This is a genomic window from Mycobacterium basiliense, assembly GCF_900292015.1.
GTDB lineage: Bacteria > Actinomycetota > Actinomycetes > Mycobacteriales > Mycobacteriaceae > Mycobacterium > Mycobacterium basiliense.
The window spans coordinates 5,114,241-5,130,264 of sequence record NZ_LR130759.1 but is presented as its reverse complement, the minus strand read 5'-3'; the positions used below and the strand labels follow the sequence as shown (position 1 = coordinate 5,130,264).

Here is a 16,024-nt window from a genome sequence, read left to right as displayed (position 1 = left end):
CGAAAATGCCAGCATTCAACGCTGGCGAGCTCAACACCTACTCGGTTCTCGGCGATGTCCAGCACGTCACCCGCGCGCTACGGCACACCGGTCGGCGGGTGATGTTGGTACCCACGATGGGCGCCCTGCACGAGGGACACATGTCGTTAGTCCGTGCGGCCAAGCGAGTTCCCGGCGCGGTGGTGGTGGTCTCGATCTTCGTCAATCCGCTGCAGTTCGGGGCCGGAGAAGACCTCGACGCATACCCGCGAACCCTGGACGACGACTTGGCGCGGTTGCGCGCCGAAGGTGTGGAGATCGCTTTTACACCCAACGCCGCGGCGATGTATCCCCACGGCCTGCGCACCACCGTGCAGCCCGGTCCGCTGGCCGCCGAACTCGAAGGCGGCCCGCGGCCAACACATTTCGCCGGCGTGCTGACCGTTGTGCTGAAGCTGTTCCAGATCGTGCGTCCGGATGTGGCGTTCTTCGGTGAGAAGGACTACCAACAGCTGGTGCTGATCCGACAGATGGTTGCGGACCTGAACGTCGATGTGCAGGTGGTCGGGATTCCGACCGTTCGGGAAGGTGACGGGTTGGCGTTGTCCTCCCGAAACCGCTACTTGGACCCGGCCCAGCGGCAGGCGGCCGTGGCACTGTCGGCCGCGCTGACGGCCGGCGCACATGCGGCGACCGCGGGTGTCCAGGCCGCTCTCGACGCCGCGCGCGCAGTGCTTGACGATGCACCCGGCGTGGCGGTCGACTATCTAGAGCTGCGTGATGCCGGCCTTGGTCCGGTGCAAGGCAACGGATCCGGCCGGCTGCTGGTGGCCGCCAGGGTCGGCAGCACCAGACTTCTCGACAACGTCGAAATCCAGATCGGAAATGTTGAAATCCAGATCGGAAATGTCGCCGGCACCATCGGGCCGGACGAACCTCGGGCCGAGTATGCCCAAACGCAACGGAGGAACTGATGTTACGGACAATGCTGAAGTCGAAGATCCATCGCGCCACCGTTACCCAGGCCGACCTACATTACGTCGGTTCGGTGACCATCGACGCCGACCTGATGGATGCCGCCGATCTGCTCGAGGGTGAGCAGGTGACCATCGTCGACATCGACAACGGCGCCCGACTGGTCACCTACGCGATCATCGGCGAGCGTGGCAGTGGCGTGATCGGAATCAACGGCGCCGCAGCGCATCTCGTTCACCCGGGCGATCTGGTGATCCTGATCGCATACGGGACCATGGAAGATGCCGAGGCGCGCGCCTACAAGCCGCGAATCGTGTTCGTTGACGCCGACAACCGGCAGATCGACCTGGGGGACGATCCGGCGTTCGTACCTGCCATCGATATACCCGGAGTGGGTGAGCTGTTGGACCCGCGGATCGGTGTGCGGTAGCCGTGCTGCTGGCGATAGATGTCCGCAACACGCACACCGTCGTCGGCTTGATATCCGGCGCCAAAGAGCACGCAAAGGTTGCGCAGCAGTGGCGGATACGCACCGAATCCGAGGTCACCGCGGACGAACTTGCGCTCACGATTGATGGTTTGATCGGCGAGGATTCCGAACGGCTCACCGGTTCGGCCGCCCTGTCCACTGTTCCGTCGGTGCTGCACGAAGTGCGGATCATGCTCGACCAGTACTGGCCGTCGATCCCACACGTGTTGATCGAACCGGGCGTGCGTACGGGTATTCCGCTGCTCGTCGACAACCCCAAAGAGGTAGGCGCCGACCGGATCGTGAATTGCCTGGCGGCCTATCACAAGTTCGGCAAGGCCGCCATCGTCGTCGATTTCGGATCGTCGATCTGCGTGGATGTGGTGTCGGCTAAGGGCGAATTCCTGGGTGGCGCTATCGCGCCCGGTGTTCAGGTGTCGTCGGATGCCGCCGCGGCTCGGTCGGCGGCATTGCGTCGGGTGGAGCTGGCCCGGCCGCGTTCAGTGGTAGGCAAGAACACTGTCGAATGCATGCAGGCCGGTGCCGTGTTCGGCTTTGCGGGGCTGGTCGACGGCCTGGTCGCACGGATTCGCGAGGACGTGCGGGGGTTCTCCGGTGCCGACGACGTCGCCGTCGTGGCGACCGGACATACGGCGCCGCTGTTGCTGCCCGAGCTACATACGGTCGACCACCATGACCGTCACCTGACCCTGCACGGTCTGCGGCTGGTTTTCGAACGCAACCATGACGCTCAGCGCGGGCGGTTGAAGCCGGCGCGCTAGCGTGTCTGCTTTGTTCTTTCTCGCCACCCGTGCCGCGGCGGTCGGGGTCGCACTGCGGTCCACCACCGACAGGCGCCCGAGCGAGTTGATTTAAGCTGGCACGTCGTGAACTCCGCCGAGGCCGACCTTCCCGAGCAGTTCCGGATCCGTCGGGACAAGCGCGCTCGCTTATTGGCCGAAGGGCACGACCCCTACCCGGTAGCCATCGAGCGCACCCACACTCTGGCCGAGATCCGCGCCGCCTATCCCGACCTGCCAACCGACTCGGTGACCGAAGACATCGTCGGCGTGGCGGGCCGGGTGATATTCGCGCGGAACACCGGAAAACTGTGTTTTGCGACACTCCAGGACGGCGACGGCACCCAGCTGCAGGTGATGGTCAGCCTCGACAAGGTGGGCCGGGAAGCCCTGGACGCCTGGAAAGCCGACGTCGACCTCGGCGACATCGTGTTTGTGCACGGCGTAGTGATCAGCTCGCGCCGCGGTGAATTGTCCGTTTTGGCCGATTCCTGGCAAATGGCCGCCAAGGCGCTGCGGCCATTGCCTGTCGCGTATCGGGAGATGAACGAAGAGGCGCGGGTGCGGCAGCGCTATGTCGACCTGATCGTTCGCCCGCAAGCGCGCGAAGTTGCCCGCCAGCGGATTGCGGTAATCCGCGCGATCCGCAATGCCCTGGAGCGGCGTGGGTTTCTCGAAGTCGAAACGCCGATGTTGCAGACTCTCGCCGGCGGCGCGGCGGCTCGACCGTTCATCACTCATTCCAATGCGCTGGACATGGACCTTTACCTTCGCATAGCGCCGGAACTGTTCCTCAAGCGTTGTATCGTCGGCGGTTTCGACAGGGTCTTCGAACTAAATCGGGTGTTCCGAAACGAAGGGGCCGATTCCACTCATTCACCGGAATTCTCCATGTTGGAGACCTACCAGACCTATGGAACCTATGACGATTCAGCGGTGATCACCAGAGAGCTTATTCAAGAGGTGGCAGACGAGGCGATCGGAACCAGACAACTTCCGATGCCCGACGGCAGTGTCTACGACATCGACGGAGAATGGTCGACTATCCAGATGTATTCCTCCTTGTCGGCTGCGCTCGGTGAAGAGATCACTCCGGAGACCTCTGTTGATCGCTTACGAGACATCGCGCGCCGACTCGATGTAGACATTGAAAACAGTGTTTTAGGTCACGGCAAACTTGTCGAGGAACTGTGGGAGCACATGGTGGGCAACAAGTTGACCACGCCGACATTTGTCAAGGATTTTCCGGTAGAGACAACGCCATTGACCCGCCAGCATCGCAGCGTCCCTGGCGTCACCGAGAAGTGGGATCTCTATCTGCGCGGAGTCGAACTGGCTACGGGTTACTCGGAATTGACCGATCCGGTGGTGCAGCGCGAGCGATTCGCCGACCAAGCGCGTGCCGCCGCTGCCGGCGATGACGAGGCGATGCAGCTTGACGATGAATTTCTAGCCGCGCTCGAGCACGGCATGCCGCCGTGTACCGGGACGGGTATGGGTATTGATCGGTTGTTGATGAGTTTGACCGGGCTGTCAATTAGGGAGACAGTTTTGTTCCCGATTGTTCGACCGCACTCGAACTGAACTTCCCGTTGTGTCTGGATTGAGAATTTTGCCTCCATATGGCACATTGGTTGCCGGGGAGACTATCCATCCTGCATAGAAACTGCACAGGAAGAAACGCGAGGGTAAGCCAATGGCGAAGAAAGTTACCGTCACCTTGGTCGATGATTTCGACGGTGCCGGTGCCGCTGACGAAACGGTTGAATTCGGGCTTGACGGGGTGACCTACGAGATTGACCTTTCTTCCAAGAATGCCGCGAAACTGCGTGGCGATCTGAAGCAGTGGGTTACTGCGGGCCGGCGAGTCGGTGGCCGTCGGCGTGGGCGTTCCGGTTCCGGACGTGGCCGCGGCGCGATTGACCGCGAACAGAGTGCCGCGATCCGGGAATGGGCGCGTCGTAATGGACATAATGTGTCGACACGTGGCCGCATCCCGGCGGACGTCATCGACGCATTCCACGCAGCGACATAGGCAATTGCTGACACCGGGGCCCGGACTTCGGTCTGGGTCCCGGTGCTATGTCATTTCGCTGGCGGCGAACTGATCGTTAGTCAGTGCGGAAACGTTTTGGCGGTTTCCCTCGTTAATCTGGTGCGGTTCTGCAGTAACCGAAGACACGGGCCCGACATGGGAGTTGCGGCCTGGGACCGCTAGGCGCCGCAAGGTTATGAACCCTGGCAGGCCGACCATTACAGTGGACGGCAGGTACGCGGGGCCGAGCTGGACTGGTTCAGGGCCGACCAAAGTACCGATGAGGGAGAGCAGGTAACCGCCGATGTTCGAACGATTTACCGACCGTGCCCGCAGGGTCGTCGTCCTGGCGCAAGAAGAGGCCCGGATGCTGAACCACAACTACATCGGTACCGAGCACATTCTGTTGGGCCTTATCCACGAAGGCGAGGGCGTAGCAGCCAAGTCGCTCGAATCGCTGGGTATCTCGTTAGAGGGCGTCCGCAGCCAGGTGGAGGAGATCATCGGCCAGGGCCAGCAGGCCCCGTCGGGCCACATCCCGTTCACTCCTCGGGCCAAGAAGGTCCTCGAGCTGAGCCTGCGCGAGGCGCTGCAACTGGGCCACAACTACATCGGCACCGAGCACATCCTGCTCGGTCTGATCCGTGAGGGTGAGGGCGTGGCCGCCCAGGTGCTGGTGAAGCTGGGTGCCGAGCTGACCCGAGTGCGTCAGCAGGTGATTCAGCTGCTGAGCGGCTACCAGGGCAAGGAGGCCGCCGAGGCCGGTACCGGTGGTCGGGGCGGCGAATCGGGTAGCCCGTCGACGTCGTTGGTGCTCGACCAATTCGGCCGCAACCTGACCGCCGCTGCCATGGAAGGCAAGCTAGACCCGGTCATCGGCCGCGAAAAGGAAATCGAGCGGGTCATGCAGGTGCTCTCCCGACGCACCAAGAACAACCCGGTGCTCATCGGCGAGCCCGGCGTCGGCAAGACTGCGGTGGTCGAGGGCCTGGCGCAGGCCATCGTGCACGGCGAGGTTCCCGAGACGCTGAAGGACAAGCAGCTCTACACGCTGGACCTGGGCTCGCTGGTCGCGGGTTCGCGTTACCGCGGTGACTTCGAGGAGCGCCTGAAGAAGGTGCTCAAGGAGATCAATACCCGCGGCGACATCATCCTGTTCATCGACGAGCTACACACGCTGGTTGGGGCGGGTGCCGCCGAGGGTGCTATCGACGCCGCAAGCATCCTCAAGCCCAAGCTGGCTCGCGGCGAGCTGCAGACGATCGGCGCCACCACGCTTGACGAGTACCGCAAGTACATCGAGAAGGACGCCGCCCTAGAGCGCCGCTTCCAGCCGGTGCAGGTCGGCGAGCCGACCGTGGAGCACACCATCGAGATCCTCAAGGGTCTGCGTGACCGCTACGAGGCCCACCACCGGGTGTCGATCACCGACAGCGCGATGGTGGCCGCCGCGACGCTGGCCGATCGCTACATCAACGACCGGTTCCTGCCGGACAAGGCGATCGACCTGATCGACGAGGCGGGCGCGCGGATGCGGATCCGCCGCATGACCGCGCCGCCGGACCTGCGCGAATTCGACGAGAAGATCGCCGAGGCCCGCCGGGAGAAGGAATCGGCGATCGACGCCCAGGACTTCGAGAAGGCCGCTAGCCTGCGCGATCGAGAAAAACAACTGGTGGCCCAACGTGCCGAGCGTGAAAAGCAATGGCGTTCAGGTGATTTGGACGTTGTTGCCGAGGTTGACGATGAGCAGATCGCCGAAGTGCTGGGTAACTGGACCGGCATCCCGGTGTTCAAGCTGACCGAGGCCGAGACCACCCGGTTGCTGCGTATGGAAGACGAGCTGCACAAGCGAATCATCGGGCAAGAAGATGCCGTCCGTGCTGTTTCTAAGGCCATCCGCCGTACCCGTGCCGGGTTGAAGGACCCCAAGCGGCCGTCTGGCTCGTTCATCTTCGCCGGCCCGTCCGGTGTCGGTAAGACCGAGCTGTCCAAGGCGCTGGCCAACTTCTTGTTCGGCGACGACGACGCACTCATCCAGATCGACATGGGCGAGTTCCACGACCGGTTCACCGCGTCGCGGCTGTTCGGCGCCCCACCCGGATACGTTGGTTACGAGGAGGGTGGCCAGCTGACCGAGAAGGTGCGGCGCAAGCCGTTCTCGGTGGTGCTGTTCGACGAGATCGAGAAGGCGCACCAGGAGATCTACAACAGCCTGTTGCAGGTCCTCGAGGATGGCCGGCTCACCGACGGGCAGGGGCGCACGGTGGACTTCAAGAACACCGTGCTGATCTTCACCTCCAACCTCGGCACCTCCGATATCTCCAAGCCGGTCGGTCTGGGCTTTACCAAGGGCGGCGGCGAAAACGACTACGAGCGGATGAAGCAGAAGGTCAACGACGAGCTGAAGAAGCATTTCCGACCGGAGTTCCTCAACCGTATCGACGACATCATCGTCTTCCACCAGCTGACTCGCGACGAGATCATCCGGATGGTCGACCTGATGATCGGACGGGTTGCCGCCCAGCTGAAGAGCAAGGACATGGCCCTGGAGCTGACCGACAAGGCCAAGTCGTTGCTGGCCAAGCGGGGCTTCGACCCGGTGCTGGGTGCCCGTCCGTTGCGGCGCACCATCCAGCGCGAGATCGAGGACCAGCTCTCCGAGAAGATCCTCTTCGAGGAGGTTGGCCCGGGACAGATCGTCACCGTCGATGTGGACAACTGGGACGGGGAAGGTGCTGGTGAGGACGCGGTGTTCACGTTCACCGGAACCCGGAAGCCACCCGCCGAGCCGGACCTGGCGAAGGCGGGAGCGCACACCGCGGGCGGACCCGGGCCGGAGACGCAGTAGCCGGCTAGCAAACCCGCTCCTCGGTGTGCCCGCCGCCGACGTTTGCGCGCCGGCTAAGGATTGATCCGTCGACCGGTAGGTAACCGGAGGTCTAGACTTGCCGGTGTTGTCGACAGGCAGCGGAATCTGGTGAAACTCCAGAACGGTCGCGCCACTGTTTACAGTCAGACCCGGTGCCTGTCATCAGCGGCCAAGCGGGGCGCGAGATCCCCAGAAGGAGTGGACTGTGGCGAATTCCCAGATAACCCAGGTCAGGCCGGTTGATCTAACGGCGGCTACGGCCGCGTTGTGGCTAGCCGGGACCGCCTTCCTGGCGTTGTTGGTGCTGTACTTCGTCGGCATCGACCAAGGTGCGGTCTCGGTCTTCGGCAGCGACACTCACGTGCATGAGTTTTTCCATGACGCAAGGCATCTGCTCGGGTTCCCCTGCCACTGAGTGACTGACATGGAAAAGCGTCTGATATTACGCGGTCTAGTGGCGGGCGCATCGGGCGGCCTGCTGGCGTTTGTGTTCGCCCGGGTGCTCGCCGAACCGCTGGTAGATAGGGCAGTTTCCTATGAGCACGGTCGCTCCGAAGCCGCGCATGCCGAGGGCGTGCATGAGCACGGCGTCGAATTGTTTACCCGGGGTGTGCAGGGAAACGCCGGATTGGGTTTCGGGACGTTGCTTTTCGGCATCGCGATGGGTGCGCTGTTCGCCGTGTTGTTCTGTGTCGCCTACGGACGGACGGGAAGTGTAGAACCACAGCGCCTTTCGCTTCGGTTGGCGGCTGGCACCTTCCTGGCGGTGTACCTGGTGCCGTTCGTGAAGTATCCGCCCAACCCGCCGGCCGTCGGCCAGGCCGACAGCATCGGATCTCGCACGCTGTGGTACCTGGTCATGGTTTTGATGTCGGTGGCGTTGGCGATTGCTGCCGCGTGGCTGGCCCGCCAGTTGGCAAGCCGCCTGGGCACATTCACCGGAGGCCTGATTGCCGGCAGTTTCTACATCGTGATGGTCGCTCTGGTCATGTTGGTGCTGCCGTCCGTGGACGAGACCCCTGCGCCGATGCGCGACGCCGCGGGCACCATCATCTATCCCGGCTTTCCCGCCGATGTTCTCTATGAGTTCCGGCTGGTTGCGTTGGGTACGCAATTGGTGATGTGGCTGACTGTCGGAGTGGTTTTCGCCGCGCTCGCGGATAGGTTGCTGGGTGAGCGGGAGTCGGGACGGGTGGCGCGCACTGCGGCGTGAGGGCCCATGACCGGCGCATGACCGATTCGGTCCGGCTGACTCTGATATCGCATGCGATGACCGACGCCATGTCGGCTGGGCGTTTCCCCGCTGACGAGCCGCTGAGCGCCACCGGTCGCCGCCAGGCCCAAATGGTCGCCGACGTTGTCGTGGGACCCGGAGCCATCCAGCTCGCCGGACCCGAGCTGCGCGCTCGGGAAACCGCGGAGTTGTTGGGCCTGCACGCCCGGACTGATCCATCGCTGACCGACCTCGACTGCGGCCGATGGCGCGGGTTGAATCTCCGAGATGTCTGCCCCGGACAACTCCAGGTGTGGTTGACCGATCCGGTGCAGGCCCCGCACGGCGGTGAGTCGATCCTCGACTTGATCGCCCGGGTAGCCGGATGGTTGGAGTCGGTGGCCAATGCCGCGGGACAGACCGTGGCCGTCACGCATCCCGCCGTGATTCGCGCGGCGACCCTTTTGGCGCTGGGCAGTCCCGCGGAATCGTTCTGGCGCATCGACATTGCGCCGGTCGGCCGCACCGTCATGCGTTTTCGAGACCATCGGTGGACGGTTCGGCTTTAGTGTCCGTCTCGGGATCCGCCACCGGCCATCCTGGTAGCTATCGCTGGGAGCGGTGGTGAGTCCCGCTCGGGCGGTCGGTTTGGAGTTGCGGATCGATGAGCAGGCGCTAGATCTCGCATGAGCGGCCTCCGCGCAACTGAACGCCCACACGTATGGTTTCACCGTGATACTTTTATCGACACTGTTGTAAATTCCACATTTGGGTAACGGCGAGCGGGCCGCTTCTGAGATCGCTCCAGGAGGGCGGTGGCAATGTCAGAGACGACGAACCCCGTTCGGGCTACGGCAGTGCCCACGCGAATTCCGGCCCTAATGAACGAGATTCGACGTCTCATTGAACCGAAGCAACGCGCTGTGATTGACAGTGTCCCGCCCGAGGTGCGGCGTTGCGCGGGGTTTCATTTCGGGTGGTGGGAAGCCGATGGACGCGAAACTTCGGCGCGCCATGGCAAGGCGATTCGGCCCGCTCTGACGGTTAGCTGTGCGCGTGCAGCGGGTGGGACCAAGGATGCTGCGATTCCAGCTGCGGTAGCGGTCGAATTGTTACACGACTTTTCGTTATTGCACGACGACATCATGGATGGTGATGTAACCAGGCGGCATCGCCCCGCGGCGTGGGTGGAATTCGGCGTACCGATGGCGATCCTCACCGGTGACGCGCTGCTGACACTGGCGTTGGACTTGGTTCACGAGGGGCCATCGGGGGCAGCGCTGCGCGAAGCTGCGCTAGAGTTGTGCGCCGGTCAATCCGCCGACCTCACCTTTGAGCATCGCACGGGAGTGCGGCTGTCTGAGTGTCTTCGCATGGCACAACAGAAGACGGGTTCCCTGTTTGGCGTGGCGTGTCAGCTGGGTGCGCTCTCGGCCGGGACCGGCAACCGCATCGCCGAGCGCTACACACAGTTCGGACGTCACCTGGGCCTCGTCTTTCAGCTGGTCGACGACATTCTTGGCATCTGGGGCCACGAAGCGGCTACCGGCAAACCTGTTTGCTCCGATCTCAAGTCGAGGAAGAAGTCTTTGCCGGTGGTAGCCGCTTTGTCCTCTGGAACGGCTGCGGGGGCAAGGCTGGAAGCGCTACTTGGAAGTGGTGACGTCCTGGATGATGACGCGTTGGCGCACGCCGCCGAACTGATTGAGGATGCGGGCGGTCGCACCTGGGCCGAAGCCGAGGCACTGCGTCATCGAGCCCTGGCCCTTGATGCTCTGGCCGCCGCCGAGCCGGAGCCGGCAGCGGCGGATGACTTGCTGGCATTGGTTGAGCTGATGACCGTGCGGGTTTCCTGATGGCCACGGTTGTTCGGCCGGAAGGGGTGGTGGCCGCACCGGTTGAGCGTGTGGTCCCGGGATTCGAGCTTTCATGAACAGCGGCAGCGTCCGTCCGAAGATCGTGCTGGGTGTCATCGTTCTGGGTAGTTTCACCGCCGCTATCGATTTGACCATCGTCAATGTTGCGCTGCCCACGTTGTCTGTTGTGTTTCAGGCGAGCAATGCCGAGCTGCAATGGATTGTCGATGCGTATGCGATTACCGCGGCCGGATTACTCTTGGCAGCAGGCAATCTGGGTGATCGCTACGGCAGGCGCGGGTGGCTCAGCATCGGGCTCGCTATTGTCGCCGCCTCGTCTGTGGTGGCCGCCAGCGTCAGCACGGCGCAAGCGGTCATCGCGGCGCGTGCGGTGATGGGAGTCGGTGCCGCGATCATTTTTCCGACCTCGTTGGCGTTGGTGGCAAATATCTTCGGTGATTCGACGCACCGAGCCAGAGCAATCGGAGTCTGGTCAGCGGTCACTGGCATTGCGGTGGTGAGCGGGCCGATTCTGGGCGGATGGCTCATAGCGCATTTTTCGGTGGTCTCGATCTTCTGGGTCAACGTGCCGATCGCACTCGTTGCCATCGTCGGTGCGAACATTTTCGTACCCACCTCGCGTAACCCAGATCGCCCACCCATTGATCTACCGGGTTTGGTCGTGTCCACAATTGGTGTGAGCGTCTTGACCTACACGCTCATCGAGGCACCTAACATCGGCTGGGCCAGTACGAAAACCGCTGCCGGTTTCGCGATATCGGCGGTCTTGCTCGCGGTGTTTCTCTGGTTGGAACGACGCACGTGGCACCCAACCGTTGATCTGTCGATTTTTGCGAATCGCCGGTTCTCCGGGGGGACCGTCGCGATCACCTGCGGCTATCTGGTGATGTGCGGCTTCATCTTCGTGGCCACGCAGTACCTCCAGCTTGTCGCTGCGTACAGTGCATTCGACACTGGGGTGCGATTGGTACCGCTTGCGATTTCCTATTCGTGTATCAGCATCGTGGCTCCGCGGAGTGTCGAACGGATGGGCACCACCGCTGTGGTTGTCGGTGGACTTGTGATCGTGGCGGTCGCGGTGGCTTGGGCGGGTGGCTTCGACGCCGGTACATCGTATTGGGTGATTGCAGCGGCGATGGCCGCACTCGGTGGCGGGCTCGGCCTCACGATGACCCCGGCCGGTGAGGCCGTCATGGGCTCGCTGAGCCCGGCGGCCGCCGGTGTCGGTATGGCGGTGACCGGGGTTGCCCGCCAGCTCGGAGGCTGTCTGGGTGTGGCGATCGTGGGCAGCGTTTTCGCGTCGGTTTACATGCGGTCGATGAAGAGTAGTGACGCGTTGCGTGACGTCGACCCCGCGGCGCGCGCCGCGATGCGCCGATCGATGGCCGCTGCTGGCCAGGTTCTTGACCAGCTCCCGGTCCACGAAGCGCCCGGGATTCGCCACGCTGTCGAATCGGCGTTCCTGGAAAGTTTGGAAATCAGTTGCCTGGCTTGCGCGGCGTTCGCGGTGCTCGGCGCTGTCGTGGTCGCCGTGCTGTTGCCTGCGCGCGGTACGGGGCGCGCCGACGTGACGATGCCTGTGACCGCCGCGGCTAGCGAAGTTCCGTAACAGGCGGGGCTAATGCCGGCGTGATCCGCCCATGAGGGGAATGAGCGTTCCGGATGTGCGGGCAAGGATGGCCACGAATATGTCGCCTGTCGTCCGATACGAGTGGCGACGAGCAGGGTGCCCGATGGGCGCTCAAAGCCAGATTGCGGCTGGTGCGTCTTCGCCGATAATCCTGCAGCCCTGCCGTTCTCGGCGGCAATCGGGGCGGAATTCGGAACGATCAATACTCGACACGAATTCGACCACAGTGCCGTCCCATCGGCGCGCGACAACGTCAATGCCGCCAACGCGAATCCCGGAATTTGGACCACGAGGCAATATTTCGTGTGTAATATTTCGTGAAACTGGACGGGGGCGTCTAGGTCGTCGTCTTCTCGCATCGTAATAACCTTGGGCAGGCGGGACTTGATGGAAACGGGCGGTCGTCAGCTCGCTGGGATCGGCGACGCGCCAACGGCCCGGCGGGCGCTCGAAACGGAGCCAACGACGCCACCTGTCCGCGCGCCCAACCAGCGGAGCGCCGAAAGCTCGCCTGGTTCGCAGCGTACTGACCAGCTGGCGGGCTCGTCCGGCCGACGGCTACCGCGCAACGTGGCCTTTGTTTTGGACGGGAACCGTCGCTGGGCCGCGAAGCGCGGACTCTCGTCGGAGGAAGGCCACCTGGCCGGCGGAAAGGTCGCGTTTCAACGGGTTCGCGACGCATGCGAGTTCGGCATCGAGCAGCTAACGCTATTCGTTTTCTCGACGGAGAATTCGGCTCGTTCCGTCACAGAAATCGCCAATCTTATGAATATCTTTGCCGCCGCCCTGGATCGCGGAATCGTGGAGTGGGCGCCCCTGGGAATTCGGCTGCGATTGATGGGTTCGCGCCAGGGGCTACCCCAGGCGGTATTGGACGCCGTGGACCGCGCCGAGGCGGCCATGGCGGACAACGATGGGATGGATCTGTTCATTGCGCTCAACTACGGGGGGCGTCAAGAGGTGCTCAACGCCGCACAGCACTACTCCGGCGGCGGCGAAGCGGAGTTCGAGCGATTGCTCTACGCTCCCGAAATGCGCGACCTCGATCTGATCATTCGAACCGGGGGCGACCGGCGCCTGTCCAACAGTTTTCTTTGGCACTCGGCTTATGCCGAATTACTGTTCGTCGACGAGCCGTGGCCCGAATTCACCCGCGAACGCTTCGAATTGGCGCTGGCAGACTTCGCACAGCGGGTGCGTACTTATGGCAGCTCTCACCGCCAACCGGACACCCTGGAAACCCGCTCGGGCATGACTGACATGGCCTGAGTTCTAGCGATCGGCTACGGCGCCGTGGTCCGGGCCGCTATTTGGGACCCACCAACGCGAACACCTGTTTTGCGAGCTGGAGCATCCACGCGGTCACGTTGGGTCCATGGTCGCGGGGCCAGTTCAGCTGAAAGCTGACCACCCAGGCGCGTCCCGTCTTGTCTTCGGCGTACCAACTGAAGGTCAGATCACCTGGCAGGCCACCGGCTTTCGCGCCGATGTAGGGCCAATCATTGCGGTCCAGCTGGATACCCGCGACGGCCGACAGGATCTTTTTAACGGGTGCGGCCGGACCGACCGCATCGGCTTGCAACGCCAGGTGCACCCGACAGATGTCCTCGGCGCTGCCGTACCACTCTGCGCCATAGTTGGAGGCAGGAGTGTGGGCCCGCGTCGGATCCGGTTGGTAGGGTGTGGCATTCGCCTGCTCCAGCAACTTGGCGCGATCCTGTTGCGACGCCTGCTTCCATTGTTCCCGTAGGTCGGGTCGGCCCCAGCCGACGGAGAACAGCTCATACATCGTGGGGAACGGAGTCATGCTGGCCGGATCGTGATGGCCGGCGGTGGCCAGCGCTTCTTCGATGGCATGGGTGCCCAGCCGGCCGATGAGCAAGTCGGTGGCCATGTTGTCGCTGGTGGCTATCATCTTCTCGGCGGCGGTGCGAACCGAAACGTGGTCCCCGGGAGCAAGTTCCAGGCCCGAGGAGCCTACGGCTTTGCTCTTGGTGGTCACGGTCAGCGAATCATCCCAGGACACCGTGCCGTCTTTGATCGCGCCGGCCACAGCATGCAGCACGTACAGCTTGAAAATCGATGCCAGCGGCAGGGATTCGCGGGTGTTGGTGCCGGCGACCGAGTCGCAGCTCCGGTTGGTCACATTGGCAACCTGGTACGAGTAACGGGCGCCGGTCTTGCTCAGCACCGCGTCGACGTCGCGCCAGGAGCTGATCGACGGCGGCTGTGTCTCGAGGTCGAACCGGTCGACCTGGCCCTCATCGTCGGTGTGGATCCGGATGTCCTGCCGCGCGCCGTACGACGAGATGAGGTGAAGCGTGGCCACGCTGGCGCCGATGTCGACGCCCTCAACCGTGAAGGGGCGATCCCACCAAAGCTCTTCCATGACGTGCTCGACGGGGTCGACCTGGCCGGGCGCGGCCAGGGTGCCCACCGAGACCGGACCGATCGGCCAATCCGAGTTGAGCATGTCCACGGTCTGCTGCGCCCGGAGGCCGGGCGGGGTTCCGGTGTCGATCCGATGCCCCGGGTCGGCGGCTTTCGCGGTCGGGGTGGGGGACTGCGCGCAGCCGGAAGCCAGGGTGGTGGCCAACGCCGCGGCGGCGCCCATCGCCGTCGCGCGACGCCGCACCGTCTGCCCGCTACCCAGCCTGGTCAGTACTGGCAACGTCGAGGACAACCTCAAATTCCAGCAGCGACGCGCCCGTCGCCACGGGGTTGGCCCGATGACCGGCATGGGCTTCTTTGGCGGGACCGTTCGCCCAGGCCTGAAAAGCTTCATCAGACTCCCAGTGTGTCACCACGAAGTAACGGTCTTCTCCCCTGACCGGACGTAGCAGCTGAAAGCCGAGGAAGCCCGGCGAATTCTCCACCGCGTGTGCGCGGTGGGCGAAACGCTTCTCCAGTTCGGGGCCGGCATCGGCGGGCACCTCGATTGCGTTGATCTTCACCACTGGCATGCCGCTAGGCTACCGCGCTTGGCTCAGACGCTTGCATGCCGCGCAAAGATAGGTCCATGCCCACCGATCTGTTGACTCCTCGCGGAGGCGAGGGTGAGCCGGTGGTCTTGGTGCATGGACTGATGGGCCGGGGGACCACGTGGTCGCGTCAGTTGCCGTGGCTGACCCGGTTGGGTGCCGTCTACACCTACGACGCGCCATGGCATCGCGGCCGCGACGTCACCGACCCATATCCGATCAGCACCGAACGCTTTGTCGCCGATCTGGGCGCGGCGGTGGCCGGGCTGGGGGGCCCGGTGAGGCTGGTCGGGCATTCCATGGGCGCCTTGCATTCGTGGTGTTTGGCCGCCGAGCGGCCCGAGCTGGTTTCGGCCCTGGTCGTCGAGGACATGGCGCCGGATTTTCGCGGCCGCACCACCGGTCCATGGGAGCCGTGGCTGCACGCACTTCCGGTGGAATTTGATTCCGCGGAACGGATATTCGCCGAATTCGGGCCGGTTGCCGGCCAGTACTTTTTGGAGGCATTCGACCGCACCGCCACCGGCTGGCGGCTGCACGGCCACACTGCACGCTGGATCGAGATCGCTGCCGAATGGGGCGGCCGTGACTATTGGTCGCAGTGGCGCGAGCTGCGCTCACCGGCCCTGCTCATCGAAGCTGGCAATTCGGTAACTCCACCAGGTCAGATGCGTGAGATGGCCGAAATAAATTGTGTCGAACGATATTTACGGGTTCCGGAAGCCGGGCACCTGGTACACGACGAAGCGCCCGGGATATACCAGCGCGCGGTCGAAACCTTTCTGACCGCGCGCAATGTTGGCTGAGAAGTCACCCGCCGGTTGCCAACGGGGGTTCGCTCAAAGCCGAGCGTAGCATACTAAGAGGTATGGAATGTCATTGGTGTTGGAGCGGCTGACGTCTTCGGCTTCGGATTTCACCGGTATCGGCTCGATGGTCACCTCGGCAAATGCCGCCGCGTCGACTCCCACAACTTCCACAACTCCCACAACGATCTGCCGGCCGCGGCTGAAGATGAGGTACCGACGGCCATCGCGGGGCCGCTTGGTTCGCAAGCGCAGGAATATCGGCTGATCAGCGCACAGCCGACGCGGTTTCATCAGCAGTTCGTTGCGGGGTTGACCGCCGGCGCGCGGTCGTATGTCAGCGCCGAGGCGCTCAACGTCGGGTTGCGGCGCGCGGATTGGCGGCAG

The 16,024-nt window shown here is 63.5% G+C and carries 15 protein-coding genes and 1 pseudogene; 14 read left to right on the top strand and 2 right to left on the bottom strand.

The window, feature by feature from the left end; genetic code table 11:
- Positions 1–5 precede the first annotated feature (5 nt).
- From panC to uppS, 12 genes are all read left to right on the top strand, one after another.
- The gene (gene panC / locus MB901379_RS21820; protein WP_174237124.1) at positions 6–953 is read left to right on the top strand and encodes a pantoate--beta-alanine ligase; all 948 of its coding nucleotides are present in this window, start codon (positions 6–8) and stop codon (positions 951–953) included.
- Positions 953–1,384 (top strand): aspartate 1-decarboxylase, encoded by a 432-nt coding sequence (gene panD / locus MB901379_RS21815; protein WP_158018506.1) that lies wholly within the window; start codon positions 953–955, stop codon positions 1,382–1,384. The genes panC and panD overlap by 1 nt, the downstream gene beginning before the upstream one ends.
- 2 nt (positions 1,385–1,386) lie before the next feature.
- Entirely contained in the window at positions 1,387–2,205 is an 819-nt protein-coding gene (locus MB901379_RS21810) for a type III pantothenate kinase (protein WP_158018505.1), read from the top strand.
- A gap of 105 nt (positions 2,206–2,310) precedes the next feature.
- Positions 2,311–3,807, top strand: a complete 1,497-nt coding sequence (gene lysS / locus MB901379_RS21805; protein ID WP_158018504.1) for a lysine--tRNA ligase — start codon at positions 2,311–2,313, stop codon at positions 3,805–3,807.
- Positions 3,808–3,919: 112 nt separating this feature from the next.
- Entirely contained in the window at positions 3,920–4,258 is a 339-nt protein-coding gene (gene lsr2 / locus MB901379_RS21800; RefSeq protein WP_158018503.1) for a histone-like nucleoid-structuring protein Lsr2, read from the top strand.
- A gap of 304 nt (positions 4,259–4,562) precedes the next feature.
- The gene (clpC1, locus tag MB901379_RS21795; RefSeq protein WP_158018502.1) at positions 4,563–7,109 is read left to right on the top strand and encodes an ATP-dependent protease ATP-binding subunit ClpC; all 2,547 of its coding nucleotides are present in this window, start codon (positions 4,563–4,565) and stop codon (positions 7,107–7,109) included.
- A 226-nt stretch (positions 7,110–7,335) separates the two neighbouring features.
- Positions 7,336–7,545, top strand: coding sequence for a CbtB domain-containing protein (locus MB901379_RS21790; protein ID WP_158018501.1), 210 nt, complete (start codon positions 7,336–7,338; stop codon positions 7,543–7,545).
- Positions 7,546–7,554: 9 nt separating this feature from the next.
- The gene (locus MB901379_RS21785) at positions 7,555–8,343 is read left to right on the top strand and encodes a CbtA family protein (RefSeq protein ID WP_158019370.1); all 789 of its coding nucleotides are present in this window, start codon (positions 7,555–7,557) and stop codon (positions 8,341–8,343) included.
- 17 nt (positions 8,344–8,360) lie between these two features.
- Positions 8,361–8,912: a histidine phosphatase family protein gene (locus MB901379_RS21780; RefSeq protein ID WP_158018500.1), complete on the top strand. Its 552-nt coding sequence runs from the start codon at positions 8,361–8,363 to the stop codon at positions 8,910–8,912.
- Positions 8,913–9,266: 354 nt separating this feature from the next.
- Positions 9,267–10,199: a polyprenyl synthetase family protein gene (locus MB901379_RS21775; RefSeq protein ID WP_158018499.1), complete on the top strand. Its 933-nt coding sequence runs from the start codon at positions 9,267–9,269 to the stop codon at positions 10,197–10,199.
- Positions 10,200–10,272: 73 nt separating this feature from the next.
- On the top strand, positions 10,273–11,829 hold the full coding sequence (locus MB901379_RS21770) for an MFS transporter (protein ID WP_158018498.1): 1,557 nt from the start codon (positions 10,273–10,275) through the stop codon (positions 11,827–11,829).
- Between the two features lie 591 nt (positions 11,830–12,420).
- A complete protein-coding gene (gene uppS, locus MB901379_RS21765; protein ID WP_232021935.1) occupies positions 12,421–13,119 on the top strand; it encodes a polyprenyl diphosphate synthase in 699 nt (232 codons plus the stop codon).
- A gap of 37 nt (positions 13,120–13,156) precedes the next feature.
- On the opposite strand, the gene MB901379_RS21760 is transcribed toward uppS, so the two are convergent.
- On the bottom strand, positions 13,157–14,464 hold the full coding sequence (locus MB901379_RS21760) for a serine hydrolase (protein WP_158019368.1): 1,308 nt from the start codon (positions 14,462–14,464) through the stop codon (positions 13,157–13,159).
- A gap of 31 nt (positions 14,465–14,495) precedes the next feature.
- Positions 14,496–14,813: a mycobilin-forming heme oxygenase MhuD gene (gene mhuD / locus MB901379_RS21755; RefSeq protein ID WP_158018497.1), complete on the bottom strand. Its 318-nt coding sequence runs from the start codon at positions 14,811–14,813 to the stop codon at positions 14,496–14,498.
- Positions 14,814–14,869: 56 nt separating this feature from the next.
- Here mhuD and MB901379_RS21750 point away from each other — a divergent pair, with 56 nt between their 5' ends.
- Both MB901379_RS21750 and MB901379_RS25380 read left to right on the top strand, forming a co-directional pair.
- A complete protein-coding gene (locus tag MB901379_RS21750) occupies positions 14,870–15,637 on the top strand; it encodes an alpha/beta fold hydrolase (RefSeq protein WP_408632316.1) in 768 nt (255 codons plus the stop codon).
- A 72-nt stretch (positions 15,638–15,709) separates the two neighbouring features.
- Positions 15,710–15,934 (top strand): annotated as a pseudogene (locus tag MB901379_RS25380) (PE family protein); the annotation flags it as partial.
- Between the last annotated feature and the right edge of the window lie 90 nt (positions 15,935–16,024).